Annotated in this window: 29 protein-coding genes and 4 pseudogenes; 29 read left to right on the forward strand and 4 right to left on the reverse strand. The window is 47.0% G+C overall.

The window, feature by feature from the left end:
• Nucleotides 1-122: 122 nt before the first annotated feature.
• The 12 genes and pseudogenes from V2H45_RS17410 (at nucleotide 123) to rpe (ending at nucleotide 8502) form a co-directional block, all read left to right on the forward strand.
• Entirely contained in the window at nucleotides 123-701 is a 579-nt protein-coding gene (locus V2H45_RS17410; RefSeq protein ID WP_330484937.1) for a DsbA family protein, read from the forward strand.
• 81 nt (nucleotides 702-782) lie between these two features.
• Nucleotides 783-1421 (forward strand): MOSC domain-containing protein, encoded by a 639-nt coding sequence (locus V2H45_RS17415; RefSeq protein WP_330484938.1) that lies wholly within the window; start codon nucleotides 783-785, stop codon nucleotides 1419-1421.
• Between the two features lie 37 nt (nucleotides 1422-1458).
• Complete coding sequence (locus V2H45_RS17420; protein WP_330484939.1) at nucleotides 1459-2328, forward strand: alpha/beta fold hydrolase; 870 nt, start codon at nucleotides 1459-1461, stop codon at nucleotides 2326-2328.
• Nucleotides 2329-2373: 45 nt separating this feature from the next.
• A pseudogene (locus tag V2H45_RS17425) lies at nucleotides 2374-2682 on the forward strand (alpha/beta fold hydrolase); the annotation flags it as partial.
• Nucleotides 2683-2888: 206 nt separating this feature from the next.
• Nucleotides 2889-3887 carry a zinc-dependent alcohol dehydrogenase family protein gene (locus tag V2H45_RS17430; RefSeq protein ID WP_330484941.1) on the forward strand — a complete coding sequence of 333 codons (999 nt, stop codon included), beginning with the start codon at nucleotides 2889-2891 and terminating at the stop codon, nucleotides 3885-3887.
• A 14-nt stretch (nucleotides 3888-3901) separates the two neighbouring features.
• Nucleotides 3902-4168: pseudogene (locus tag V2H45_RS17435) on the forward strand (GMC oxidoreductase); the annotation flags it as partial.
• A gap of 209 nt (nucleotides 4169-4377) precedes the next feature.
• Nucleotides 4378-5406, forward strand: a complete 1029-nt coding sequence (gnd, locus tag V2H45_RS17440) for a phosphogluconate dehydrogenase (NAD(+)-dependent, decarboxylating) (RefSeq protein ID WP_330484942.1) — start codon at nucleotides 4378-4380, stop codon at nucleotides 5404-5406.
• Nucleotides 5407-5513: 107 nt separating this feature from the next.
• Nucleotides 5514-5684 carry a hypothetical protein gene (locus tag V2H45_RS25660; RefSeq protein WP_408648815.1) on the forward strand — a complete coding sequence of 57 codons (171 nt, stop codon included), beginning with the start codon at nucleotides 5514-5516 and terminating at the stop codon, nucleotides 5682-5684.
• Between the two features lie 17 nt (nucleotides 5685-5701).
• On the forward strand, nucleotides 5702-6619 hold the full coding sequence (locus V2H45_RS17445) for a Cof-type HAD-IIB family hydrolase (protein ID WP_330484943.1): 918 nt from the start codon (nucleotides 5702-5704) through the stop codon (nucleotides 6617-6619).
• Between the two features lie 21 nt (nucleotides 6620-6640).
• The gene (locus V2H45_RS17450) at nucleotides 6641-7585 is read left to right on the forward strand and encodes a class I fructose-bisphosphate aldolase (RefSeq protein ID WP_330484944.1); all 945 of its coding nucleotides are present in this window, start codon (nucleotides 6641-6643) and stop codon (nucleotides 7583-7585) included.
• An 11-nt stretch (nucleotides 7586-7596) separates the two neighbouring features.
• A complete protein-coding gene (locus V2H45_RS17455) occupies nucleotides 7597-7731 on the forward strand; it encodes a hypothetical protein (RefSeq protein WP_330484945.1) in 135 nt (44 codons plus the stop codon).
• A 3-nt stretch (nucleotides 7732-7734) separates the two neighbouring features.
• Nucleotides 7735-8502, forward strand: a complete 768-nt coding sequence (gene rpe, locus V2H45_RS17460) for a ribulose-phosphate 3-epimerase (protein ID WP_330484946.1) — start codon at nucleotides 7735-7737, stop codon at nucleotides 8500-8502.
• A gap of 4 nt (nucleotides 8503-8506) precedes the next feature.
• Here rpe and V2H45_RS17465 read toward each other — a convergent pair whose 3' ends face one another.
• Nucleotides 8507-9049 (reverse strand): transposase, encoded by a 543-nt coding sequence (locus V2H45_RS17465; RefSeq protein WP_408648816.1) that lies wholly within the window; start codon nucleotides 9047-9049, stop codon nucleotides 8507-8509.
• A gap of 2 nt (nucleotides 9050-9051) precedes the next feature.
• Entirely contained in the window at nucleotides 9052-9306 is a 255-nt protein-coding gene (locus V2H45_RS25665) for a transposase (RefSeq protein WP_408648814.1), read from the reverse strand.
• A gap of 343 nt (nucleotides 9307-9649) precedes the next feature.
• On the opposite strand from V2H45_RS25665, the gene V2H45_RS17470 reads away from it, so the two are divergent.
• The 13 genes and pseudogenes from V2H45_RS17470 to V2H45_RS17530 all read left to right on the forward strand — a co-directional run.
• Nucleotides 9650-9793, forward strand: coding sequence for a hypothetical protein (locus V2H45_RS17470; RefSeq protein ID WP_330484948.1), 144 nt, complete (start codon nucleotides 9650-9652; stop codon nucleotides 9791-9793).
• A 76-nt stretch (nucleotides 9794-9869) separates the two neighbouring features.
• A complete protein-coding gene (locus V2H45_RS17475; protein WP_330484949.1) occupies nucleotides 9870-10868 on the forward strand; it encodes an alpha/beta hydrolase in 999 nt (332 codons plus the stop codon).
• Nucleotides 10869-11198: 330 nt separating this feature from the next.
• Nucleotides 11199-11789, forward strand: a complete 591-nt coding sequence (locus V2H45_RS17480) for a Dps family protein (protein ID WP_330484950.1) — start codon at nucleotides 11199-11201, stop codon at nucleotides 11787-11789.
• A gap of 39 nt (nucleotides 11790-11828) precedes the next feature.
• The gene (locus tag V2H45_RS17485) at nucleotides 11829-12266 is read left to right on the forward strand and encodes a cupin domain-containing protein (protein WP_330484951.1); all 438 of its coding nucleotides are present in this window, start codon (nucleotides 11829-11831) and stop codon (nucleotides 12264-12266) included.
• 161 nt (nucleotides 12267-12427) lie between these two features.
• The gene (locus V2H45_RS17490) at nucleotides 12428-13996 is read left to right on the forward strand and encodes a GMC family oxidoreductase (RefSeq protein ID WP_330484952.1); all 1569 of its coding nucleotides are present in this window, start codon (nucleotides 12428-12430) and stop codon (nucleotides 13994-13996) included.
• 88 nt (nucleotides 13997-14084) lie between these two features.
• The gene (locus tag V2H45_RS17495; protein ID WP_330484953.1) at nucleotides 14085-14999 is read left to right on the forward strand and encodes an SDR family NAD(P)-dependent oxidoreductase; all 915 of its coding nucleotides are present in this window, start codon (nucleotides 14085-14087) and stop codon (nucleotides 14997-14999) included.
• 60 nt (nucleotides 15000-15059) lie between these two features.
• Nucleotides 15060-15881, forward strand: coding sequence for an alpha/beta fold hydrolase (locus V2H45_RS17500; protein WP_330484954.1), 822 nt, complete (start codon nucleotides 15060-15062; stop codon nucleotides 15879-15881).
• Between the two features lie 38 nt (nucleotides 15882-15919).
• A complete protein-coding gene (locus V2H45_RS17505) occupies nucleotides 15920-16669 on the forward strand; it encodes an SDR family oxidoreductase (protein ID WP_330484955.1) in 750 nt (249 codons plus the stop codon).
• Between the two features lie 157 nt (nucleotides 16670-16826).
• Nucleotides 16827-17222 carry a DUF302 domain-containing protein gene (locus V2H45_RS17510; protein ID WP_330484956.1) on the forward strand — a complete coding sequence of 132 codons (396 nt, stop codon included), beginning with the start codon at nucleotides 16827-16829 and terminating at the stop codon, nucleotides 17220-17222.
• Between the two features lie 5 nt (nucleotides 17223-17227).
• The gene (locus tag V2H45_RS17515) at nucleotides 17228-17671 is read left to right on the forward strand and encodes a DUF6130 family protein (RefSeq protein WP_408648817.1); all 444 of its coding nucleotides are present in this window, start codon (nucleotides 17228-17230) and stop codon (nucleotides 17669-17671) included.
• Between the two features lie 90 nt (nucleotides 17672-17761).
• A complete protein-coding gene (gene tehA, locus V2H45_RS17520) occupies nucleotides 17762-18811 on the forward strand; it encodes a dicarboxylate transporter/tellurite-resistance protein TehA (protein WP_330484958.1) in 1050 nt (349 codons plus the stop codon).
• Nucleotides 18812-18997: 186 nt separating this feature from the next.
• Nucleotides 18998-19270 (forward strand): nitroreductase family protein, encoded by a 273-nt coding sequence (locus V2H45_RS17525; RefSeq protein WP_330484959.1) that lies wholly within the window; start codon nucleotides 18998-19000, stop codon nucleotides 19268-19270.
• A gap of 38 nt (nucleotides 19271-19308) precedes the next feature.
• Nucleotides 19309-19599, forward strand: a pseudogene (locus V2H45_RS17530) (pirin family protein); the annotation flags it as partial.
• Between the two features lie 51 nt (nucleotides 19600-19650).
• Here V2H45_RS17530 and V2H45_RS17535 read toward each other — a convergent pair.
• Both V2H45_RS17535 and V2H45_RS17540 read right to left on the reverse strand, forming a co-directional pair.
• A pseudogene (locus V2H45_RS17535) lies at nucleotides 19651-20085 on the reverse strand (ATP-dependent DNA helicase); the annotation flags it as partial.
• A complete protein-coding gene (locus V2H45_RS17540) occupies nucleotides 20027-20230 on the reverse strand; it encodes a YrrC family ATP-dependent DNA helicase (RefSeq protein ID WP_330484960.1) in 204 nt (67 codons plus the stop codon). The gene V2H45_RS17540 and the pseudogene V2H45_RS17535, both read right to left, overlap by 59 nt.
• A gap of 178 nt (nucleotides 20231-20408) precedes the next feature.
• On the opposite strand from V2H45_RS17540, the gene V2H45_RS17545 reads away from it, so the two are divergent.
• From V2H45_RS17545 to V2H45_RS17560, 4 genes are all read left to right on the forward strand, one after another.
• On the forward strand, nucleotides 20409-20906 hold the full coding sequence (locus V2H45_RS17545; RefSeq protein WP_330484961.1) for a hypothetical protein: 498 nt from the start codon (nucleotides 20409-20411) through the stop codon (nucleotides 20904-20906).
• Between the two features lie 29 nt (nucleotides 20907-20935).
• Nucleotides 20936-21598, forward strand: a complete 663-nt coding sequence (locus V2H45_RS17550; protein WP_330484962.1) for a hypothetical protein — start codon at nucleotides 20936-20938, stop codon at nucleotides 21596-21598.
• A 174-nt stretch (nucleotides 21599-21772) separates the two neighbouring features.
• Nucleotides 21773-22561, forward strand: coding sequence for a ParA family protein (locus V2H45_RS17555; RefSeq protein WP_330484963.1), 789 nt, complete (start codon nucleotides 21773-21775; stop codon nucleotides 22559-22561).
• Nucleotides 22558-23481 carry a ParB/RepB/Spo0J family partition protein gene (locus V2H45_RS17560; protein ID WP_330484964.1) on the forward strand — a complete coding sequence of 308 codons (924 nt, stop codon included), beginning with the start codon at nucleotides 22558-22560 and terminating at the stop codon, nucleotides 23479-23481. The genes V2H45_RS17555 and V2H45_RS17560 overlap by 4 nt, the downstream gene beginning before the upstream one ends.
• Nucleotides 23482-23677 lie beyond the last annotated feature (196 nt).

Genomic DNA, 23677 nt, shown 5'->3' on the forward strand with positions numbered 1-23677 from the left:
CTTCTCTCTTTTTATTTTCGTTTTTCGTCTCTGACTGATTTTTAGAGGTGCCCTGTAGGAGTAAGAAAAATATTTCACAGTGCTACTTGCACGATGAACGCTCTTTCCTTTAGAGGTTAAGCATGAGTCACGATATTTCTATTGAAGCATCGGGCGATCGCAACCAGTTAGTTTTACCACCTTCCAATCGAGACTATCGACAAGGATCGCTTAATGCCAAAGTTGTTCTAGTTGAGTATGGAGATTATCAATGTCCTCAATGTGGAGAACTCCACGCCTTAATTAAGACCATTCACGAGCAGATAGATGTAACATTCCCTGAGGAAAATCATCTCTGTTTTGTGTTTCGACAGTTCCCTCAACCTCAAATCTATCCTCAAGCTAAAAAGGCAGCAGAGGCAGCACTAGCAGCAGGGGCGCAGGGGCAGTTTTGGCAGATGCATAACATACTTTTCGACCATCAACAAGCTTTAGGAAACGGCTATTTGGTGGAGTATGCCAATCGTCTAGGACTCAATATTCCCCAATTTCTCCGAGAGATGACCAGACATGTGCATGTCGATCGCATCAATCAAGATATTGAAAGTGGCTTACGCAGTGGAGTGACGACTGCCCCAGCACTGTTTGTTAATGGAGATCGATATGTCAGTCGCTGGAATATGGAGCAATTGATGGCAGTTATTACCACTGCAAATCCTTAAATTTTCTGATTCCTAGTCCCAAACAACAGGTCACTGAAGAAGTTTTACGCGGTTTTATCAACTTACTTTTGGTAGCTAAAAATGAAGCTCATCTCTGTCAACATCGGACTTCCCCGTGAAGCGATCTGGAAAGGAAGACCAGTGAGAACTGGAATTTTCAAAGAGCCTATTAGCGGGCGGGTGATGGTGCGATCGCTCAATTTAGACGGTGATGAACAAGCCGATCTAACCGTTCATGGCGGATTGGGAAAAGCAGTCTATGTCTATCCGTTTGAGCATTACGATTACTGGCAAAGTGAATTACCTGACACAGAGTTGACTCTGGGTAACTTTGGTGAAAACTTCACTACCACTGGGCTGAGAGAAGAGGAATTGAATATTGGCGATCGCTTTCAAATCGGCAATGTCAAACTGATGGTGACGCAGCCGCGCATGCCCTGCTACAAACTAGGGATTCGGTTTGGGCGATCGGATATGGTGAAGCGCTTTCTTGCCAGTCGGCGAACTGGATTTTACTTCTCCGTTTTACAAGAGGGCGAAGTCGGAACTGGAGACACTCTAGAGTTGGTGAGTCGGGATGAGAACAATATTACGGTTGCCGATATCACTCAGCTTTATATTCGCGAGCAGGACAATCTAGAGTTACTTCACCGTGCTGCTCAATTAGAAGCATTACCCGCAAGTTGGCGCGACTACTTTCAGCAACAGAGCCGTCATTAGGCTTTGAAATCACAATAAGTTCATAAGGAGCAATCTCATGACCGCATTTCGTACCGTTTCAATCGATGGTTTAGATGTTTTTTACCGCGAAGCTGGTTCTCGCAGTAATCCAACGATTCTACTATTGCACGGCTTTCCGACCTCCTCTCACATGTTCCGCAATCTGATTCCTGCACTTGCCGATCGCTTCCACCTGGTTGCACCTGATTATCCGGGCTACGGCAACAGCTCGATGCCAAGCGTGAATGAGTTTGACTACACGTTCGATCGCCTGGCTGAGATTGTGGAGAAATTCATTGCCGCGATCGATCTCAAGAAATACAGCCTTTACGTGATGGATTATGGTGCACCTATTGGCTACCGCATTGCGGCTAAATATCCAGAGCGAGTAGAAGCATTGATCGTCCAAAATGGAAATGCTTACGAGGAAGGTTTGCGCGAATTTTGGATTCCAATCAAGGCTTACTGGCAAGACCGCTCCTCTGAGAATGCTGACAAGCTTAGGCACCTTTTTACATTAGAAGCGACTAAGTGGCAATATACCAATGGCGTTCGCAATCTTGAAGCGATCTCCCCTGATACTTGGAACATGGATCAGCCCTTTCTCGATCGCCTAGGCAACGATGAGATTCAACTGGCACTGTTTTATAGCTATGGCACGAATCCACCGTTGTACCCGCAATGGCAGGAGTATTTCCGCAAACATCAACCACCGACCCTGATTATTTGGGGTAAGAACGACTACATCTTCCCTGCTGACGGTGCCTATCCCTACAAACGGGATCTGAAAGACGTTGAGTTCCATTTACTCGATACTGGACATTTTGCCTTGGAGGAGGAGGGCGATGCGATCGCAAATCACATCGCGCAATTTCTCGCATCACGACCACAACCCACCTCTGTCTAAGGTGTAACCGTGAAATAAATCGCCATAGAAGAGTGAAGTAACATCATGACTACATTTCACACCATCTCGATCGATGGTTTAGATATCTTCTATCGAGAGGCAGGTTCTCGAAACAATCCGACGATTCTACTGTTGCACGGATCCCCAACCTCCTCTCACATGTTCCGCAATCTGATGCCTGCGCTTGCCGATTGCTTTCATCTAGTTGCCCCTGACTACCCAGGCTTTGGCTATAGTTCTATGCCCAGCGTGGATGAGTTTGATTATACATTCGATCGTCTTGCCGAAGTCATGGCAGACTTTATCGCCGCGATCGGATTGAAACGCTACAGCCTTTACCTGATGGATTATGGCGGCACCAAGCACTGCTTCCCAAACTGTCTCGTGCAGTGCCAGCTAGCTGCTATCGGGACAGACATCGACAAGCCTCCTAATCCTGATAGTTGGGCTTTTGGGTATACACAACAGTGAGTTGGGTTTGTACTGCGAGCTTTTCGATTTGCTAAGAATCTCAAGATTGAAAAATTTTTTCGCACGTAAAAAGTTTAAGGAGTTGGGAAATGAAGCCATCATCAACGATGCACGCACTGATTGTAGAGGATTGTCAAACGGGGATATTTCGGACGACTGAAATTCCACGACCAGAACCCATTGCCAATCAGGTTCTGGTGCGAATCAAGGCAAGTGGTGTTAACCCACTCGACAGCAAAATTCGTACTGGCAAAGCGCCCCATGCCAAACCCGTCTTTCCTGCCGTATTAGGAACTGATTTGGCTGGAATTGTGGCAGCAGTTGGACATAATGTTACAGCATTTTCGGTTGGTGATGAGGTTTATGGAATGACAGGCGGAGTCGGCGGATTACAAGGATCTCTGGCTGAATTTGCGGCGGTCGATGCCGATTTACTTGCAAAGAAACCAACCAACCTCACCTTCCGGGAAGCAGCAGCCTTACCCTTGGTATTTTTGACCGCGTGGGAAGGACTGGTCGATCAAGCGAATGTCCACGATGGACAGAAAGTGCTGATACTTGGTGGTTCTGGTGGCGTAGGGCATGTGGCTGTGCAGATTGCTAGAGCGCGTGGGGCTAAAGTCTTTGCGACAGCCTCCGCAGCCAAACATGACATGGTGCAACAACTAGGTGCTGTACCTATTGACTATCGCAGTATGGCGATCGCCCAGATCGTCCAAACATTTACTGATGGTCAGGGCTTTGATGTGGTCTACGACTCGGTGGGTGGCTCCACGTTAGATGATGCGTTTGAAGCTGTCCGCAATTATGGTCACGTCGTGAGTAACTACGGCTGGGGCAGTCATTCCCTGCTGCCCCTCTCCCGTAAAGCAGCAACCTACTCCGGCGTGTTCGTGCTGCTGCCCCTCTTGACGGGGGAAGGTCGTGCTCATCATGGCGAGATTCTGCGTCAGGCGACCCAATTAGCAGAAGCCAATCAGTTGCGTCCTGTCGTTGATCCTCGTCAGTTCACCTTAGAGACAGCATTGTCTGCCCACGAAGCCGTAGACCAAGGTACGGCTGTCACCAAAATTGTGATCGATTTGTAACCACCGTAAACATTGGGCTGGATGTGCAGAGCGATGAGGCGATCGCCGCTTACGTTCGAGACGCTTGCGATACCCTGTCCCATCCAGTCGGCACTTGCAAAATGGGCACTGACCCAATGGCGGTCGTCGATCCCGAACTTCGGGTACATGGAATAGATGGCTTGCGGGTCGTCGATGCCTCTATCATGCAAACTCTGACGACCCGCAACACCAATGCACCCACGATCGTGATTGGAGAAAAAGCAGCGGATTTAATTAGAAAAAGCAGCGGATTTAATTAAAAGTCGGACTCGCCAACCCCTGTTAACCCAACTGCAAACCATCCCTGCCTAATCAGGGCAAAGGTAATTAGGAGATCGAAACAGGCAACGGTTGAGCAACTGCAAGAAGATGCTCAAGCTGGTTTAGCTGCCCTGAGGACTGCGATCGAGCAAATTCTGTAAGTAATTCTATCTAAATAGGGCATGAAGATCGTATTGGAGAAAAAGCAATGCAACTTGGTGTTATTGGTCTAGGGCGCATGGGCGCGAATATTGTTCGACGATTGTTGCGGAATGACCATGAATGTGTCGTGTTCAACCGTACGCCTGACAAAGTGAAACAGCTTGCTTCAGAAGGAGCGATCGGCGCGTCTAGCTTAGACGATTTTGTCCAGAAACTTGCTAAACCCCGTGCTATCTGGCTTATGGTACCTGCTGGAGACCCAACCGAAGATATGGTGATGGAACTGGCTCAGAAGCTAGAAGCAGAAGACATTCTAATTGACGGCGGCAACTCTTATTATGTCGATGACATTCGGAGAGCAAAAGCGCTGCAAGCAAATGGGATTCACTATGTCGATATCGGTACCAGTGGCGGAGTGTGGGGACTAGAACGGGGGTACTGCATGATGATTGGTGGGTCAGAGGCTGCTGTGCAACATCTCGACCCCCTTCTCAAAACCTTAGCACCAGGAGTCGGGACGATCGATCGCACACCTGGTCGAGAAATGGTGGATGGTACGGCTGAAAAAGGCTATTTGCACTGTGGCTCAAATGGTGCGGGGCACTTCGTCAAGATGGTACATAATGGCATTGAATACGGCGTGATGGCAGCGTATGCAGAAGGATTGAATATCTTGCATCATGCCAATATGGGCAAACAGCAGCGATCTGCTAGTGCCGAATCGACTCCGCTCCGCAATCCAGAGCATTACCAATATGACTTCAATTTGCCCGATGTAGCTGAAGTTTGGCGACGCGGCAGCGTCATTGCCTCTTGGCTGTTAGATTTAGCTGCGATCGCTCTGCTCGAAGATCCTCAACTTTCTACCTTTACGGGTCGGGTGTCTGATTCTGGAGAAGGGCGCTGGACGATTACGGCGGCGATCGATGAAGGCACACCTGTACCCGTACTGAGTGCCGCTCTTTATCAGCGATTTAGCTCCAGAGGGGAGGACGAATTTGCGAGTAAGCTACTTTCTGCGATGCGCTATCAGTTCGGCGGACACATTGAAGAACATGCGGGGATTTCATCATGACAATCGCAGACCCTCAATCTCAGGTTAAACCCTCGGTTCGGTAGGACGCGCGATCTTTAGCGCCGATAGAGATTTGACTAAGCGTTTGCTACAGTGCATACACAGACATTGGGCGAGCAGTTCAGTTCAATTTGATTCCTTCTCTTCTGTTTCAAGATACGTCGATCGATCGCCTGACACCCAATTTTTTAGTTCTACGCATTCAACCCAGTGAGGGGATTAACTTCCAGTTTGGAGCTAAAATTCCTGGCCCGACGATGCAAATGGGATCTATTTAAACCATTACCTTAACTCCATGATGAATCAAACAATTTCAACCCAATCCTCTAAGATTTCTCTTTTACTGGCAGATGTCGATGGTACGTTAGTGACCAAGGAAAAAATACTAACCGCTCGCGCTCATGCAGCCGTGCATAAACTTTGGGATGCAGGCATCAGTTTTGCCATTACTAGCGGTCGTCCGCCATTAGGGATGAAAATGATTGTGGATGCTCTGAAACTGACAGAACCGATCGCAGCATTTAATGGAGGGCTGTTTATCTATCCAGACTTCTCCACATTGGAGGAAAATGTCTTGCCAGCAAACATCGTTCAAGACGTTGTCCAGACGATCGCCGCTCACGATCTGGATGTTTGGATCTATCGCGGTAAGGATTGGTTTGTGCGTGAACGGCATGGGCCTCATGTCGATCGCGAAGAATGGACGGTTAAATTTCCACCAAAGGTTGTTTCTAGCTATGACGATCTACTCAATAACGTTGTTAAAATTGTTGGCGTTAGCGATGACTTAGAGGCTGTCGCTAAGTGCGAAACAGATGTGCAACAGGCCTTCAGTCCGCACGTTCATTGTCAGGCGGGAGCCAGTTCGAGTGGGGGTGAACAGATATCTGCGGCGCGATCGCAGCCCTACTATCTAGACGTGACTCATCCTCGCGCGAACAAAGGAGCTGTCGTCGATCGGCTCTCGCAACTGCTAGGGATTCCCAGACAGGAGATTGCCACAATCGGAGATATGCCTAACGATGTGCCAATGTTTGAACGGAGTGGATTGAGTATTGCTATGGGTAACGCCAGTACAGACGTGCAAAAGCAGGCTCAGTACGTCACAACTTCCTACGAAGAGGAGGGATTTGCCAATGCAGTCGAACGATTTATTTTAGGCGATCGACATGGAGCTTCCAATGCAAAATTTCAATCTTCCAGTACCTATTAAGTAATTTTAGGAGAAACCGCAATGACTGATCGAGTGAAAGAAATTCTGAGTTGGTATGGCAGCGACAATCCCGGAACATTGACCAATCTAGCCCGATTGCTGAATCATGGCAAACTAGCTGGAACTGGGAAATTAGTGATTCTGCCCGTCGATCAAGGCTTTGAGCATGGGCCAGCTCGTAGTTTTGCTCTCAATCCGCCCGCTTACGATCCTCGCTATCACTTTGAATTAGCAATCGCGGCTGGCTGCAACGCCTACGTCGCACCACTAGGATTTTTGGAAGCGGGAGCGCGAGAATTTGCAGGCGATATTCCCCTAATCCTTAAAGCTAACAATCATGATGTATTGCTAGATGAGGCAGATCCAACTCAAGCACTCACAGGCAGTGTTGAAGATGCACTGAGGTTAGGATGTATTGGCATCGGCTTCACGATCTATCCAGGTTCAGCCCATCGATTTGAGATGTACCAACAGATTCGAGCCTGTGCTGAAGAAGCGAAGTGTCATGGATTGGTGGTGATAATTTGGTCTTATGCGCGGGGATCGGGTTTAAGTAAAGTGGGGGAAACCGCGATTGACGTCATTGGTTATGCAGCTCAGATTGCAGCTCAGCTCGGTGCTCATATCGTCAAGGTAAAACTGCCAAACGAACATGTTGAGCAGGAGGCAGCCCAAAAGGTATATGAGAAAGAGCAAATTCCGATCGCGACCTTAGCTGAGCGAGTTCGTCATGTAGTTCAATGCACCTTTAATGGACGGCGAATTGTCATCTTCTCTGGGGGGGCTTCAGTGAGTGATGAAACACTGTTCGATGAGATTCGCTCAATTCATGCTGGAGGTGGATTTGGCTCGATCGTTGGACGCAACTCATTCCAGCGATCGCAATCCGATGCGTTGAAAATTTTCAACACCATTATGGACATCTACAACCAACCGTCTCAAATTCAAATTCCAGTTTTGAAGTAGAGGAAATAATTATGCAAGAATTAATCCGATCGCAACTGAAACCTGAAATCCAAGTCTTTCCTAATCCTGAAGCTCTAACTGAAGCTGCTGCCGTCGAGTTTGTTCGACAAGCCGATCGAGCCGCAGCTCGTTTATTGGAGGCATAAAGGATGCCTACTAAAGTTACTGTTAAACCAAAACAAATCGCGATCGCAGCTTCGATTCTATCGGCTGACTTTAGTCGCTTAGGAGAAGAAGTGCAAAGCGTCGATGCAGCGGGAGTCGACTGGATTCACGTTGATGTTATGGATGGTCTCTATGTACCCAACATTACATTCGGTCCGCTCATTGTAGAGGCGATTCGACCGATGACTGCAAAACCGTTAAACGTCCATCTAATGATTGTCGAACCAGAGCGTTACATTGCCGACTTTGCCAGAGCAGGAGCCGATCATATTCTGGTACAAGCAGGCGCAACCATTCATCTACACCGAATCCTATCCCAAATTAAGGAACTGGGTAAGCAGGCGGGGGTTGTACTCAATCCTGGCAATCCTCTAGAAGCAATCGAGTGGGTACTAGATTTGTGCGATGTTGTTTTAATCATGACAGTAAATCCTGGCTTTGGCGGTCAGCACTTTATCTCAACCATGCTGCCAAAGATCAGTCGTTTACGTCAGATGTGCGATGAGCGTGGTCTCGATCCGTGGATAGAAGTCGATGGGGGAGTAAAGCCAGACAACGTGTGGCAGGTGTTAGAAGCAGGAGCAAATGCGATCGTAGCAGGCTCGGCAATCTTCAACACCAAAGATTATGCAGCAGCGATCGCAGGTTTGCGTTACAGCAAACGACCCGAACCAGTCATAAGTAATGCTTTATGCAGTAAACGTTTTATGGCATTTCAGGAAATTCATGAAAGCCTTATAGAACCCATTTGATATCTCAGGAAGTGGCTGCAAGCCGCTTCAGCATTAGCCTGATAAAGCAGAGGTTGATTTTAGTTTCTGCATGAGATAGAGTTCGCTCAAAGTACTTTACCAAACTTTTACAACGCTCCATCCAAGCATTAGATCTTTCGATTACCCATCTCGCTATTGTGGGGACAAATCCAGATTTTCCTTGCGCTGCCTTTTCTTGTTTTGAGGGCTTGGTCGAAAGCTCCAACCTGATTTTTGTCATGATCTGAGGATAAACCTGCTCCAATTCTTTAATCAAATAATCAATGTGATAACCGTGGTCTAGGAGGATGGTAATCTTGGGAATATTGACTGGTTTCGACTTGAAGTAGTCGATGTTGAGGGTCAACATTTCAACCAATCCCGCATCATCTGAGAGATTAGCTGGAGTGCAATGGGTGAAGAAGGGAAAACCAAGCGTATCAACGGCTAGATGCCTTTTAATACCATTGGTCGCTTTGTAAAAACAAAACCCCTTTGAGTCTACACTGGCATTGCAAGTATTCTTCACGGCTTGGGAGTCAATGATAATTAACGTTGTCCACTTGGGCTTTTTTTTACCTGTTCCCGCACTTGTTCGTGTAAACAGGTCATCAGTTTCTCGATTGCTCCTGCCGCCCGCCACTGCTTGTAGTGCCAATAGACTGTCGAGTAGGGAGGTAAGTCTTTAGGTAAGTCCTCCCAATTGCAACCATTCTTGAGTTGATAAAGGATACCATCGATGATCTCCCGTTTCGTCCAATCACAGGGGCGTGTCTGTTTCTTCTGCGGTAATATCTGAGGCAACAGAGGTTCAAGAATTTCCCATTCTGCGTCAGTCAGACTGCTTGAATATGCTATAGCAACTAGATTAGAGGATTATAGGGTCTTTAGTCACCATTATATAAAGATGTCAAATCGGTTCTATATGAACTTAAGTTTGCGATAAACCTGAACTTAAGTTTGCGATAACTCCAATACCTAAGTTTACCTAAATAATTGATCGATTTGTTGATGCAAATATAGCCCCTGAATTGACGACAGATTTAAATTAGTTTCCTAAATTAAGGACATCAAAATAATTGTAGAAGTGAGAAAAAGAGATTTCACAGTGCTACTTGCACGATGAACGCTCTTTTAGAGGTTAAGCATGAGTCACGATATTTCTATTGAAGCATCGGGCGATCGCCACCAGTTAGTTGTACCACCTTCCGATCGAGACTATCGACTAGGAGCGCTTAATGCCAGAGTTCTCCTAGTTGAATATGGAGATTATCAGTGTCCTCAATACTGACCAATACTGATAAGCAAGTTAGCTTGACAGTGCCACTTCAACAGATTATCTACCATGATTAACCAAAGGAGAACTTATGATTGCTCAAGCAACCTCGCAAGCGACGAAAGTTTTGGAAGTCGCAAACGATCCGCGTCTTTCCAGAGAAGTGAAGGCATTTTTGGCATTACTGAATTCAGGAGATGGTGCGCCTCTAGAGACATTACATCCCCTCGCAGCGCGTCAAGTGCTCGTGGATGCACAGGCTTCCGTTAAAGTGGATCTTTCAGGTATTGACGAGTCTGAGAAGACAATTACCGCTGACGGTTATACGATCGCGCTAAATATCGTGCGACCTGAGGGTGTCAAAGGCACATTACCTGTTTTCATGTTTATTCATGGCGGCGGTTGGGTACTGGGCGATTATCCAACACACAAGCGCATGGTTCGCGATCTCGTCGTGCTTTCAGGTTTTGCGGCTGTCTTTGTCAACTACACGCGCACCCCAGATGCTCAGTATCCGCAGGCTGTCAATGAGATCTATGCCGCTACCAAATGGGTTGCTGAACATGGTGAAGAGATTGGTGTCGATGGCAAAAATCTGGCTGTCGTCGGCAACAGTGTGGGCGGGAACATGACGGCTGTCACCACATTGATGGCAAAAGCGAAGGGAGGACCACAGATTAAGTTGCAAATCATGATGTGGCCGATCGTAGACGCTAATTTTGAAACAGAGTCTTATCATCAATTTGGCGAGAAACGGTTCCTAACCACACCTTTGATGAAGTGGATGTATGACCTGTATACGACTGACATGGGAAAACGCAGAGAGATCTATGCCTCTCCGCTACAGGCTACGATTGAGCAACTGAAAGGATTGCCTCCAGCGCTCATTCAGGTCGCAGAAAGCGATATTCTGCGTGATGAAGGCGAAGCCTATGGACGCAAGCTCGATGAAGCAGGGGTAAAGGTGACAACCGTGCGTTACAACGGCATGATTCATGATTTTGGGCTATTGAATGGGTTAGCCGAGGTTCCAGCAGTGCGTTCGCTATTTGTTCATGCTGCCGCAGAACTGAAGAAATATCTGCAATAGGGAGCGATCGCTTCTTTGACTGTCCTTTGTAATCAAGCCTCGTGCTTGTCTGGTTTTAGCGATGCGGGCTTGAGACTACTCTGATTTATCCAATCTTTATTGGGTAAGTCAGGGATCGATTCCACGATGTTCTTGAAGTGATTCGCTTCGTTCCAGTTTAAACATTCACGATTTTTTTGCCCAAGACATGTCGGCATCTGAAGCGAGGGTGATAGCAGCAGCTATTGCCCCTGTGAAATAGTTCTAAAAAAAATTAATCAACGGCATTGGGTCGATTTTCATACTCCATTCTAATACTTACAAACCTGACTTACCCTAGGAGATAGGATCGTGGCTGCTCAAGATACAAATAAAATTAGTAAAGTTGATGGCAGTCAGCCTTTGCTGCATCAGCACGGATATGAAATTCAGCAGTATGGCAAACTGAGAGATATGCCGATCGCCCTCAACCCTGATGTTCGCGGCGAAAGCTGCGCTTTAGTCAATCAAATTTTGGCAGATTCCATCATTCTCTATCACCTCTATAAAAAGCACCATTGGATGATGCGCGGCAGCATATTCTATCAATTACATCTGTTGCTCGACAAACATGCTAGTGAACAGCTTGAGTTGATCGATGCAATGGGTGAGCGCGTGCAAATGCTAGGAGGTGTAGCGATCTCTGACCCGCGCCATGTGGCAGAAGTCACCAAAATTCAGCGTCCTCCCAATGGCGTTGAAGAAGTACCCGTGATGCTGTCGCGCTTGCTGGAAGCCCACGAGTTAATTATTGCGGAATTGAGAGTTGCGATCGACAAAACAGCAGCGAATCAAGATAGCGGTACGAACGATCTGTTGGTAAGCCAAGCATTGCGAACAAATGAGACGCAAGTTTGGTTTCTAGCAGAACATTTGGTGGATACACCACTGGTACGTAGCTAGCTTCAATCATTCAGGAGTTTTATTAACAGGAGCGAACTCATGACACAATCTCTCTGGTTACTTGGCACTCGCGTCCGCATTGTTGCCGATCGCACGACAACTGGTGGTCGATACGATTTGGTTGAGGGCTATTTCTCCCCGGGCATGCAAACCCCTCTTCATCGTCATACGCGATACTCCGAAGAGCTTTACGTGGTGGAAGGAGAGTTTACGGTTTGGGCGGGCGAACGCAAAGCTGTGCTCACTGCTGGAGAAAGCTTTTACATCGCTCCTAGCACACCTCACACCATTGGGGTATTCAGCGATCGCGCCGCCCGTGGGTTGGTCGTTGCGTCACCTAGCAGTTTTGCTCGATTGATTGCCGCAGTCGGCACGGTGAATGAGTCAGATACCCCAGACATGGCGCTGTTTGAGCAAATTTCTGCCGAGATTGGTGACGAATTTCTAGGTCCTCCTGGAACGCTACCCTCTACTTAATCCTCCCTTGGCATCGATCGCAGAGGTTTCCAACGAGGTGTTCTTATGATGCCACGAGAACGGATGACTCAGTGGTATTTTAGCAGTCGATTTGTCCATCAATCTATCCTCGTTTATGCCTGACTCCATTCATCCATTACAGACAGCGCAGGAAAAATTCTATGACTCACTATGATTACATTGCGATCGGTGCGGGTTCAGCGGGCTGCGTCGTCGCCAACCGTCTGACCGAAGATAACGACACCACTGTGTTACTCCTCGAAGCGGGAAACCCAGATACGAAACCAGAGATTTATATTCCGTCAGCATGTATCAGCCTACTTGGCTCTGAGGTTGATTGGAGCTATTTCTCCGAACCAGAACCCTACCTCCACGATCGCAAAATGTTTTGTTCCCGTGGCAAAGTCCTAGGGGGCAGTAGTTCGATTAATTTCATGATGTATATCCGAGGCAGCCCTCACGATTACGATCGCTGGCGATCGTTAGGAAATTACGGTTGGAGTTACCAAGATGTCTTACCCTATTTCAAAAAATCAGAGCACCAGCAACGAGGAGCCTCTGAGTATCACGGGATCAATGGAGAACTGAGCGTCACCGATATCAAATCTTCTGCTGTGATATCTCAGCGCTTTATCGATGCTTGTGTGGCAATGGGATACGACAACAATCCTGATTTCAATGGTATCCAGCAGGAAGGAGTAGGTCATTATCAGTTAACGGTCAAGGATGGTAAACGGCACAGTGCAGCGGCGGCTTTCCTCCTGCCAATTCTGAAGCGTCCTAATTTGACTACGATGACTGGAGCATTGGTGACTCGGTTGCTGTTTGAGGGAACTCGCGCCATTGGGGTTGAGTATCTACAGGAAGGAACACTCTACCAAGTTCGAGTCAATCAAGAGGTGATTTTAAGCGCAGGTGCATTTGATTCGCCCAAGTTACTGATGCTTTCTGGCATTGGGAATGCAGAATATCTGCAAGCAATGGAAATTCCATTAGTGGCTGATTTGCCAGGGGTCGGTCAAAACCTTCAGGATCACGTTCTTGTCACTGTCGTTCAAGAATCCATTCAAGCCGTACAGCCTGCCAGCACCAGTAATGGAATTGAAGCTGGATTATTTTTGCATAGCGAGCAGAATCTTGACGTTGCACCCGATTTACAGTGTTTCTTCGGTCCCATTCAATTCTTATCGCCTGGTTATGTTCCTGCTGTTTACGGATTTACAGGTGCAGTCTCTTTAACCCGTCTCCAAAACATGGGTAGTGTCCGTTTGCATTCTCGCGATCCCAAAGATGCACCAATACTTCAGATGAACTATCTGCAAAGTCAAGCCGATGTGCAAAAGCTCGTTGCTGGCATTAAATTAATCCGCCAATTGTTTCAGTCTAGTGCTTTTGATGAGTTTCGCGGTCAGGAAATTGCTCCGAGTGCCAACGTTCGGAGTGATGAGGCTCTCGAAACTTACATTCGGGATACTTGCAGTACTGTGTGGCATCCAGTTGGCACCTGCAAAATGGGCATTGACCCAATGGCAGTGGTAGATCCAGAACTACGAGTGCATGGGGTTAAGGGCTTGCGTGTCGTGGATGCATCCATCATGCCAACCATCACCACAGGCAATACAAACGCGCCAACCATCATGATTGGTGAGAAGGCGGCAGATTTCATTAAATCCAGTCGCGATCGACAAACCATGATGACCGAGTACAACGTCAAAAATCCAGCCACTTAGCCTACCTAGGCGTTGGAGATCGTAAGGTTCATGCACAGATGTGGGTGGACAACGAAGATAACACTTAACATCCATCAAGGAGTACATGATGACACAGATTAAGACACCCTTTGGTCGGCATTCCACCGCTACTGAGGTCGTCACGGGCATTGATCTTTTTGGCAAACGGGCGATCGTCACTGGAGGAGCATCGGGTATCGGCATCGAAACGTCACGGGCATTAGCTCTCACAGGAGCTGAGGTGACATTAGCGGTGCGTAACGTTGATGCTGGAAAACAAACAGCAACTAACATTACTGCGACTACTGGAAATAGGAATATTCACGTAGCCCCACTTGATTTGACCGATCGCGCCTCGATCTCCACATTCGTCGCCGCATGGGATAAACCATTACACATCCTTGTCAACAACGCAGGTGTGATGGCATTACCCGAACAGCACACGCCTGAAGGCTGGGAAATGCAGTTTGCCACCAACTATCTTGGGCATTTTGCCCTAGCACTTGGACTCCACGATGCACTGAAGGCAGATGGTGCGGCGCGCATTGTCTCCGTCAGTTCTAGCGGGCATATGCTCTCGCCCGTTGTCTTCGATGATATCCACTTCGCGTTTCGCCGTTACGATCCGTGGCTTGCCTACGGGCAGTCCAAGACCGCCAATATCCTCTTTGCTGTCGGTGTTGCCAAACGCTGGTTCAGGGATGGTATTACGGCTAATGCCTTGATGCCTGGAGCGATCGAGACCAACCTTCAGCGCTATGTCGGTAGTATTCAAACTCCGGCTGAGTTGCGGAAGACACCGCAACAGGGTGCTGCTACCTCAGTTTTGCTGGCGACATCCCCATTGCTGGATGGCATCGGCGGTCGTTACTTCGAGGATTGTAATGAAGCCGCGATCGTGACTAAGCGCGCTGAAGACTACAGTGGCGTTGCTCCCTATGCAATCGATCCAGATAATGCCGATCGCCTCTGGGATGAATCGTTGCGTTTGTTTCATCAGTAATTTTTATTCGTCATTTTTTCACAATCTAACAAGAGTAACAAACACAAAGGAGATCACGACATGAACATGCTCACTCGCAGGAACGGTATCCATCTGCTTTTGATTGCCGCACTTTCCCTAGGATTCATCCTCATTACTTCATTAGGAGCCATTATGAACACTGCTAGCGCACAAGATAACAAGCCCACCATCGTTCTCGTCCACGGCGCGTTCGCCGAGTCTTCTAGTTGGAACGGTGTCTTGACCAAGTTGATCGCAAAAGGTTACCCGGTGGTTGCCGCAGCCAATCCTCTGCGCGGAGTCAAGAGCGATGCGGACTATGTCTCCAGCATCCTTAACAGCATTGAGGGTCCGATCGTGTTAGTCGGGCATTCCTACGGAGGCGCAGTAATCACCAATGCCGTCAATGACAACAAGAACGTGAAGGCTCTGGTCTACGTTGCTGGCTTCGCTCCTGAAGCGGGCGAGACTGCCGTCGAACTCTCTGGTCGTTACCCAGGCAGCACGCTTGGTCCCACACTTGCGCCTCCAGTCACACTACCCGACGGCGGTAAGGATCTTTACATCCAGCAGTCCAAGTTCCACGCACAGTTTGCTGCGGATGTGTCAATCGCAGATGCAAAGCTGATGGCTGGCACCCAGCGACCAATCACGGATGCCGCATTTAACGAGGCATCTGGCGCGCCTGCATGGAAGTCTACTCCGTCTTGGTTCATCTATGGCAGCCGCGACTTGAATATCCCAGCAGCGTTACACGCTTTCATGGCAAAGCGCGCTAACTCAAAGGAAACGATCGCTGTAGATGGCGCATCTCATGTGGTGATGATTTCCCATGCGGATGCCGTTGCCACGCTCATCGAACACGCCGCAACTACGAAATAGAGAAGCATCAACATCATAAATAGAGAGGTATTAACATCATGCGTAAACTAGATAGAAAAATCGCGCTTGTCACAGGTGGCACCAGCGGAATCGGTCTCGCTACTGCCAAACGCTTTGTCGCTGAAGGTGCCTATGTCTTCATCACGGGTCGTCGCCAGCCTGAACTGGATACTGCTGTGGAAGCGATTGGCAAAAATGTCACAGGTGTACAGAGCGATGTCTCCAAGTTGATAGACCTCGATCGCCTTTTTGCCACGATCGAGCAAGAGCAGGGACACCTCGATGTGGTCTTCGCTAATGCTGGTGGTGGAGAAATCGCTCCTCTCGGATCGATCACCGAAGAACACTTTGACAAAACGTTTAACACGAACGTCAAAGGGTTACTGTTCACTGTACAGAAGGCACTGCCACTGTTGCCAAAAGGCGCTTCCATCATCCTGAACGCCTCAATCACTTCGATAAAAGGCACCCCAGCCTTCAGCGTTTACAGCGCCACCAAAGCCGCCGTGCGATCGTTTGCCCGCAATTGGACACTCGACCTCAAAGAGCGCCAGATCCGAGTCAACGCCATCAGTCCTGGAGTAGTGCCGACTCCCGGTTACGATCTTTTAGGACTGAGTGACGAGCAGTTGCAGGCATTTGTGGACAGCCAAGCCGTCACCATCCCACTGGGAAGAGTCGGCACACCTGATGAAATTGCCAAAGCCGTGGTTTTTCTTGCGTCGGACGATAGCAGTTTTGTGAACGGCATCGAGTTATTTGTCGATGGCGGCATGGCACAAATTTGAAGCACCTCAGGAGAGCGATCGCAAATACCACTGGATACTGGGTCGCCGTCTCGACGATCCTCCTGGATTGTCCGACCTCAATCTTTGAGAAGCCGGAGCAAGAGCATTTATAGTTTCTCGCAATCACTTAAGTTTTTGTCCTGCAAGGAGTCCAGCTATGAATGAAAACAACGGCATTATCAGCCAGCCTAGCTCGTATTCAGTGGCCGAAACCATCGATCGCTTAATAGTTGCCCTTCAGGCTAAAAGCATCACCATTTTTGCTCGCATCGATCAACAAGCTGAAGCCGAAAAAGTCGGACTAAGGCTGCTGCCAACGCAATTATTGCTATTTGGCAAACCAGAAGCTGGAACGCCACTCATGGTGGCAGAACCAACTATTGCCTTAGATTTACCGCTGAAAGTACTGGCATGGGAAGCGACCGATGGCAAAGTATGGCTAAGTTACAACGATTCCGATTACTTAAAACAGCGGTTCTCACTCTCTGATGAATTGGTGAAGAACATCGATGTCATTGCACCGCTGATCCATCAAGCATTCTCCTCCAAGTAACCACTATATACACTGCTCTCAGGAGCCTAACTGCTATGACTGAACGCACCTCATTCGCCACTAGTATCTCCGCCCAGAGTTCCACAGACATTCGTGTCCCATCACCGTTGATTGCGATCGAACATGAAGCACCAGCCAATCTGATTGTCGATCCACCGCTTCCTGAACCCCTGGCTCAGGGTCGTGTCTTCATCCAATACCGAACGGAGAACTTGCGCTTGTTGCCAGTATTCGGCAAAGGTGCCCTCGAAGTATCGCCGCGCATTGGTCATATCCACATCACCGTCGATGACGCGCCTTGGCATTTTATCGATGCCAGCGGCGAAACCATCGTCCTAGTTGGTCTGGAACCTGGTTTGCACAAGGTACTGATCGAACTAGCTGACCCTACGCATAAAGTTATCACCAGTAGAACGGTGATGTTTACACTGCCAGAGCCTAAACAATGAGTAGGCGTTCTTGTGACGACTCTACGAATGCAGGGTGAAGTTGCGTTATTGATTGTCTTTATCTCTCGATAACTGTTAGGAAGTTAGACTATGAGAAAATCACGTCTGAAATTTGCCATCTTAAAGGTATCTCGTATCGCTGTTCCTGCCGCTTTTTTTGGCATGATTCTGGGTCTGGTAGGGCTGGGAAGCTGCTGGCGAGTGGCTGCCAAGATCTGGAATCTACCTATTTGGATTGGCGAAATCATTATGCTAATTGCAGTTGCAGTTTGGCTTATACTGCTGCTGCTCTATGTCAGCAAATGGCTGTGGGCGCGCGAAGATGCGTTGGCTGAGTTCGAGCATCCTGTTTTTTGTTGCTTTATCGGATTAGTGCCTGTGTCTACAGTGTTGATTGCGCTGGCGATCGCGCCCTATTCCCATACGATCGCCTTCGTGTTATTCGCGATCGGTGCGATCGGTCAATTGAGCTTTGGTGTATATCGTTCTGGTCGCCTATGGATGGGAGGACGCAATCCCGAAACCACAACTCCTGTGCTTTATCTACCTACAGTCGCGGGTAGCTTTGTCAGTGCGATCGTGGCAAGTGCTCTCGGCTATCGAGATTGGGGCGTTTTGTTTTTTGGAGCGGGGATGTTTTCGTGGTTGGCACTGGAGTCCATCATCATGCAGCGACTATTCCTATTGGAAGCCTTGCCCAAACCTTTGCGTCCAACTTTAGGAATTCAACTTGCGCCTCCTGTGGTTGGCTGTGTTGCTTACCTGGGCATCACTAATGGTTTGCCTGACACCTTTGCTCAGATTCTCTTCGGCTATGGATTGTTGCAGGCATTGATTCTTCTACGGTTGCTACCGTGGGTGTTCCAACAACCATTTGCCGCATCCTACTGGGCATTTACTTTCGGCATTGCCGCCCTAGCACTGTCGTCTTTGCGCTTTGTCGAACGTGGCATAACTGGAGCGATGGAAGGGTTAGCAGTGCTGCTATTTGTTGGCGCAAATATTGCGATTGGCAGCACTGCCCTAGGAACATTAAGACTGTTACTGCTGGGGAAATTACTACCGCCATCGGCACTTGCAAAAGCTCCCCATAATATCGCACCTTCCCCAGACACCCCCAGATCAACGCGATCGCTCTAAGGATACTTGCCCCTTTACCACCACTACTAGGGCTGATTGGTGCCACAGAAGTGTTATTAGGGGGCTATTGTTTTGCACTGATAAAGCTTTTGTTTCGTTAATGAATCAGTTTTTTTATTTAAAAATGAGGTAATCCTATGCTCGAAAACTTGGCTGAGACTGAGTATACAGTTCATGACCTAATTCGTGGACGCTGGAGTCCTCGTGCTTTTTCAAATCGCACTGGATCTATTCGTTCATCAAATGGCAGGGTTTGATGCAGAAAAAGCCCGATCGCAGTTCGGCATTCCAAGTGGCTACGAACCAGTTGCTATAATCGCGATCGGATATCTGGGCGATCCGCAGGCCTTACCAACAGCATTGCAAGCCCAGGAACTTGCGCCTAGAACACGCAAACCACTGACTAAGTTTGTTTTCACTGGAGGCTGGGGTCAGCCATCCGATCTGGTTATTGACTGAGTTTTACCAAGTCTACGTAATACAAAGAGGTACAGAAGATGGTAACCACTGCCGTACATACTATTCACGATCGCAATTTCCGAGGACATACCAAAATTGGCTAGCTTGAAAGCTACCATACGTTTTCATTTGGCAGCTTTCAAGATCCCGATCGCATAGGATTTCGATCGCTGCGGGTGATTCCGAGGGCTGGTTTTGTCACTCACGGACACCACGATATGGAAATTCTCACCTACGTGTTGGAGGGAGAATTAGCGCATAAAGATAGCTTAGGAAATGGCTCTGTAATTCGTCCCGATGATATCCAAATCATGAGCGCGGGGACGGGATCCTAGTCCCAAATTCGTCTGTCTCTTGATGAAACGGTGGTCTTGTTCCATTTAAGGCTGAGTATTTGCCAACTTTGCCAATCGCCTTGAAAGGTAGGTGTATCTTTGCCGATCGCTCACCTGTCTGATAGCAAGACCTATCGCTTTGGATTCACCGACGATGATGGCAAGTTTTCTAGCGCGAGTCAGCCCAGTGTAGAAAAGATTGCGAGAGAGCATGAGAAAGTGCTACATGAAAAGAGGCATAATCACCACAGGATACTCGCTACCCTGAGCTTTATGGATCGTAGTAGCTCTAGCGAGAATAATCTCATTGAGATCGGCTGAGTCGTAAGTAACCTGTCTATCTCCAAATAAAACCGTCACCTCCTGCTCTTCTAAATCTATGCTTGCAATCGTGCCAATGTCGCCATTGAGAACTTCACGGTTATAGTCGTTTACCTGTTGCATGATGCGATCGCCCACGCAAAAGAGCGTACTGCCCTGCTTGAATGTTAGCGAAGTTCCCGACTATAGTGATGAGGTCTTGAGCCTTGGGCACTTTTAACCGTGCAACGGTATAGCCTGTCTCCTCGGAGTAAAAGGTTAGTCGTTCGATTACACCTTGTAGATATTCTGGGTTGTCAGGCATAAGCCTAAAGGAGCGATAAATGTGGCGATGTCTGTACCAATATTTAAATAGTACTAATGATTCGGATCGGAGATCCAATTTATTAGTTGCAACCAAGTGTAGATCGCTACCCACGATTAAAATTTAACCTTAATATCAAAAAATTTTGGTGACTCGAGGAAATCTCTTTAACCCTACTATGACAAAAGGCATCCCAGAGAAATGTAAAAAGTGCGCGATGCTTTCGGCGGCACAAGCCCAAGAGATTCACGGTTCAGATGGCGATCGCTGTTGGGATCCAGCTGTTTGCTATAGTCGACGTTCCTATGCCCGCCACCGCGATCGTCGCAATCTGATTCGTTCTCGCAAACGTGATAATACGAGTGAAGATCTAGTAGTCAATGTAGATGAATTTGCCTCTATATTTTGGGCAGTGTTGGTGGTTTATCGACGGTCGGGGACAGATACGCCAATCCACGCGATCGCCACAGAAGTTTGGAAAGGGCAGGAGAAATTTGCGGCAATTTCTCCGATCCATTGTGCGGGGATGGTGGCTTCGCAGGTTCATACCTACATACAAAAAATGCTGGTATTGTTAGAGTCAAATTACGGGATTAAGAAATTTGCCAGTCAAGAACGTCTCGATCCTTGGCTTTGCCCTTTACGACCTTGTCCTTGCCATCCCCAAAAAGATTAACCTGTGAGGCTAAATAGTGAGGCTAGATTTTGCAAGTTAAACAGCTTGAGTTAGATTTGTGGGATGTCATCTCTTCAGCAAAGCAGTCTCCTGAAGATGCAAATTTGTCAAGGGTATTTGAGCTTTTGGATCTGACTTTGGTCGATCTCGATATGCGATCGCAATTGCGAGTAGCAGGAGAAGCGGTAAGTCGGATTGCAGATTTGTTTTGCGATCGCTCTAGTTTTTTGTTTGAGGAGTTACATGCAAGGGCTACGGATGATGGACCGATTATGCCAGAGGATGCTTTCGATCGCTATGTACGTCAATCGGTGGTGGTAGATTTCGAGCAGTTTATTGAGCCTTTGATGTCTTTGCCGAGAAAAACTCCCGAACCGATCAGAAATGGTAATTCAATAGTTAGTGCAATGGATAAGGAGGTATTGATTCAATCTTTAGAGCAGGAAAATTTACTTAGTTTTGAAGAGGAATTTGAACGGGCGATGAGTACGGCTCATGCTGAAAATGTTTCAGTTTGGGTTGAGGCGATCGCACGGTGTATAGCAATAAGTAATCGACCGATTCGTTTAGACGATCTGCAACGAGCTTTACAGTTACCGATAGTAGAGGTATGGTTAGGCTTGCTTTTGGGTGATTTCAAACTCGAACAAAAGGGAAGTTTTTACAATTCAAATGAGATTTGGATTGGTTAGGATAAACAGTGTTATGATTTGCACGAAAAGCTATCAAAAACAAGGTGTTTAGTTTTTATCATAACGTTATGATAAAAATAATCTACGAATAATCAAAGTTTTAAATCTTGCAATTTTTCAGTCAATAACCTCAAGAAATTTAGTCCGCAAAGCAGCAAAAAAATTGGAAAAATCATGGGAAGAGTAATCGCAGTATTTAATCAAGCAGGGGGAGTGGGCAAAACGACAGTAGCCCAAAATCTTGGTTATACTCTTGCTAATCGAGGTCACAAAATACTATTGATAGATATGGACCCCCAAGCATCGCTCACAGCTTTTATGGGAATCAATACAAGAATGTTGAATCTAAGTGTATATAATTCCTTAATTGCCGAAGCTGAAGACGAGTTGCCAATCGCACTGCCGATCATCAAAGATCTATACTCAATAGATTTATGCCCAGCTAACCTCAATCTTGCTAAAGCAGAACAGCAACTTGTTCTAGAGGAATTACGGGAACTTAGGCTTAAGGATGCAATAGCCCCATTTCTTGAAGTCTATGACTTTATTCTTATTGACTGTCCACCAAGTTTAGGTATTCTGAGCGTAATTAGTTTAGTGGCTGCAACTCATGTACTTGTCCCCATTCAGACACAGTTTAAAGCTCTGATGGGAACTGACCTCTTGCTAGGCACTACAAAGAAAATACAGAAAAAGTTGAATAGAAATCTTAAGTTGGCTGGGTTTTTACCCACTATGTATTCATCATCAACAGCAATGGATCAGCAGACCCTATTTGATATCAAAGAGCAGCTTGCGGCGATTGCTCAAGTATTCTCCCCCCTACCTCGTGCTACAGCCTTGTCAGAAGCCACTAAAGCCCTGAAGCCTTTTGGAGCATTTATTGGCAATAACAAAAAGGGCAGCAATGGTACAATCTTGAAAATTTTTGATGAAATCGCCGCAGCAATGGAAAAGCTATGAGAAAAGCACCTAATCAAGTCCACACAAAACTATCAAATGTGGCTTTGTTTGATGATGACGAAAATACTGCATCTGAAGGACTGATCCTGCTTGCTGATATTTCTTTACCCAAGCAACAGCCTCGCCGCTATTTCGATCCAATCAAGATGCAGGAGTTGAAAGAGTCGATTTCTCATTATGGACTTTTAGAGCCAATTATTGTTCGACCTGTGGGCAACGGCTATGAACTGGTTGCGGGCGAACGTCGATTTCGTGCTGCCAAAGAATTAGACCTAGAAAAAATTCCTGTGGTAACTCGTCAACTAACTGACGCTCAAGCCTATGAAATTGCACTTGTAGAAAACTTGCAACGAGAAGACTTAAACCCAGTAGAGGAAACTGAGGCAATATTGCAAATCTTGGTACTTAGATTAGGACTTTCAGAAAAAGAAGTAATTTCAAACCTTTATAAATTGCGAGTCACGGCAGAGGGCGATCGCGACGAATTACTGACAGCGATCGCGGCTAAAACAATCAGCATTTTTGAGTCGTTACAGAAAGTAAAATGGGAATCTTTTGTTGTCAATCGACTACCTTTACTCAATTTACCCAATGAAGTCCTAGAATCTTTACGGAAAGGACAAATCGAATATACCAAGGCAACAACGATCGCTACCGTTAAAGATGCCGATCTTCGACAGTCATTATTAAATGAAACTATTAATCAAGGTTTGTCCCTAGTACAGATCAAGGAGAAAATTCGCAATATTAAAGTAGGAAAAGCCATCGAGAAACCTGTCACATTAAAGACAAGATTTGTAGATTCGATTCAAAAACTTAAAAAATCTCCAGTTTGGGAAGATAAGAGAAAACACAAATCTCTTGAAAAACTTATAGTTAAGATTGAATCTTTGATTGGAAAAGAAGAACCTATAGCTTAATAGGGCAAACAAATCTTCCCTCATGATAGTAGGGCTATTCCTATAGGCGCTACTATCATGAGGAATTTGCTGAGCCTAACCATCAGATAGACCAGATTTCCCAATTTCCTACGCGATGTGCAACTAAGAATTAGGAATCAACTACTCCCTTTCCGCTATAAGACAGGGTAAAATATGAGGTAAAAAAGAGGGTAAG

The sequence above is a fragment of the Tumidithrix elongata BACA0141 genome, from assembly GCF_036349135.1.
In the GTDB taxonomy this organism is placed as follows: Bacteria; Cyanobacteriota; Cyanobacteriia; order Pseudanabaenales; family Pseudanabaenaceae; genus Tumidithrix; species Tumidithrix elongata.

What these genes read in the sequence shown, in the direction of transcription:
- V2H45_RS17450 (WP_330484944.1), top strand. Translation starts at nt 6,641, where the DNA reads ATGACTGATCGAGTGAAAGAAATTCTGAGTTGGTATGGCAGCGACAAT.
- V2H45_RS17490 (WP_330484952.1), top strand. Translation starts at nt 12,428, where the DNA reads ATGACTCACTATGATTACATTGCGATCGGTGCGGGTTCAGCGGGCTGC.
- gnd (WP_330484942.1), top strand. Translation starts at nt 4,378, where the DNA reads ATGCAACTTGGTGTTATTGGTCTAGGGCGCATGGGCGCGAATATTGTT.
- V2H45_RS17455 (WP_330484945.1), top strand. Translation starts at nt 7,597, where the DNA reads ATGCAAGAATTAATCCGATCGCAACTGAAACCTGAAATCCAAGTCTTT.
- V2H45_RS17410 (WP_330484937.1), top strand. Translation starts at nt 123, where the DNA reads ATGAGTCACGATATTTCTATTGAAGCATCGGGCGATCGCAACCAGTTA.
- V2H45_RS17555 (WP_330484963.1), top strand. Translation starts at nt 21,773, where the DNA reads ATGGGAAGAGTAATCGCAGTATTTAATCAAGCAGGGGGAGTGGGCAAA.
- V2H45_RS17560 (WP_330484964.1), top strand. Translation starts at nt 22,558, where the DNA reads ATGAGAAAAGCACCTAATCAAGTCCACACAAAACTATCAAATGTGGCT.
- V2H45_RS17545 (WP_330484961.1), top strand. Translation starts at nt 20,409, where the DNA reads ATGACAAAAGGCATCCCAGAGAAATGTAAAAAGTGCGCGATGCTTTCG.
- V2H45_RS17475 (WP_330484949.1), top strand. Translation starts at nt 9,870, where the DNA reads ATGATTGCTCAAGCAACCTCGCAAGCGACGAAAGTTTTGGAAGTCGCA.
- V2H45_RS17510 (WP_330484956.1), top strand. Translation starts at nt 16,827, where the DNA reads ATGAATGAAAACAACGGCATTATCAGCCAGCCTAGCTCGTATTCAGTG.
- tehA (WP_330484958.1), top strand. Translation starts at nt 17,762, where the DNA reads ATGAGAAAATCACGTCTGAAATTTGCCATCTTAAAGGTATCTCGTATC.
- V2H45_RS17415 (WP_330484938.1), top strand. Translation starts at nt 783, where the DNA reads ATGAAGCTCATCTCTGTCAACATCGGACTTCCCCGTGAAGCGATCTGG.
- V2H45_RS17470 (WP_330484948.1), top strand. Translation starts at nt 9,650, where the DNA reads ATGAGTCACGATATTTCTATTGAAGCATCGGGCGATCGCCACCAGTTA.
- rpe (WP_330484946.1), top strand. Translation starts at nt 7,735, where the DNA reads ATGCCTACTAAAGTTACTGTTAAACCAAAACAAATCGCGATCGCAGCT.
- V2H45_RS17505 (WP_330484955.1), top strand. Translation starts at nt 15,920, where the DNA reads ATGCGTAAACTAGATAGAAAAATCGCGCTTGTCACAGGTGGCACCAGC.
- V2H45_RS17485 (WP_330484951.1), top strand. Translation starts at nt 11,829, where the DNA reads ATGACACAATCTCTCTGGTTACTTGGCACTCGCGTCCGCATTGTTGCC.
- V2H45_RS17430 (WP_330484941.1), top strand. Translation starts at nt 2,889, where the DNA reads ATGAAGCCATCATCAACGATGCACGCACTGATTGTAGAGGATTGTCAA.
- V2H45_RS17500 (WP_330484954.1), top strand. Translation starts at nt 15,060, where the DNA reads ATGAACATGCTCACTCGCAGGAACGGTATCCATCTGCTTTTGATTGCC.
- V2H45_RS17420 (WP_330484939.1), top strand. Translation starts at nt 1,459, where the DNA reads ATGACCGCATTTCGTACCGTTTCAATCGATGGTTTAGATGTTTTTTAC.
- V2H45_RS17495 (WP_330484953.1), top strand. Translation starts at nt 14,085, where the DNA reads ATGACACAGATTAAGACACCCTTTGGTCGGCATTCCACCGCTACTGAG.
- V2H45_RS17540 (WP_330484960.1), bottom strand. Translation starts at nt 20,230, where the DNA reads ATGCCTGACAACCCAGAATATCTACAAGGTGTAATCGAACGACTAACC.
- V2H45_RS17445 (WP_330484943.1), top strand. Translation starts at nt 5,702, where the DNA reads ATGATGAATCAAACAATTTCAACCCAATCCTCTAAGATTTCTCTTTTA.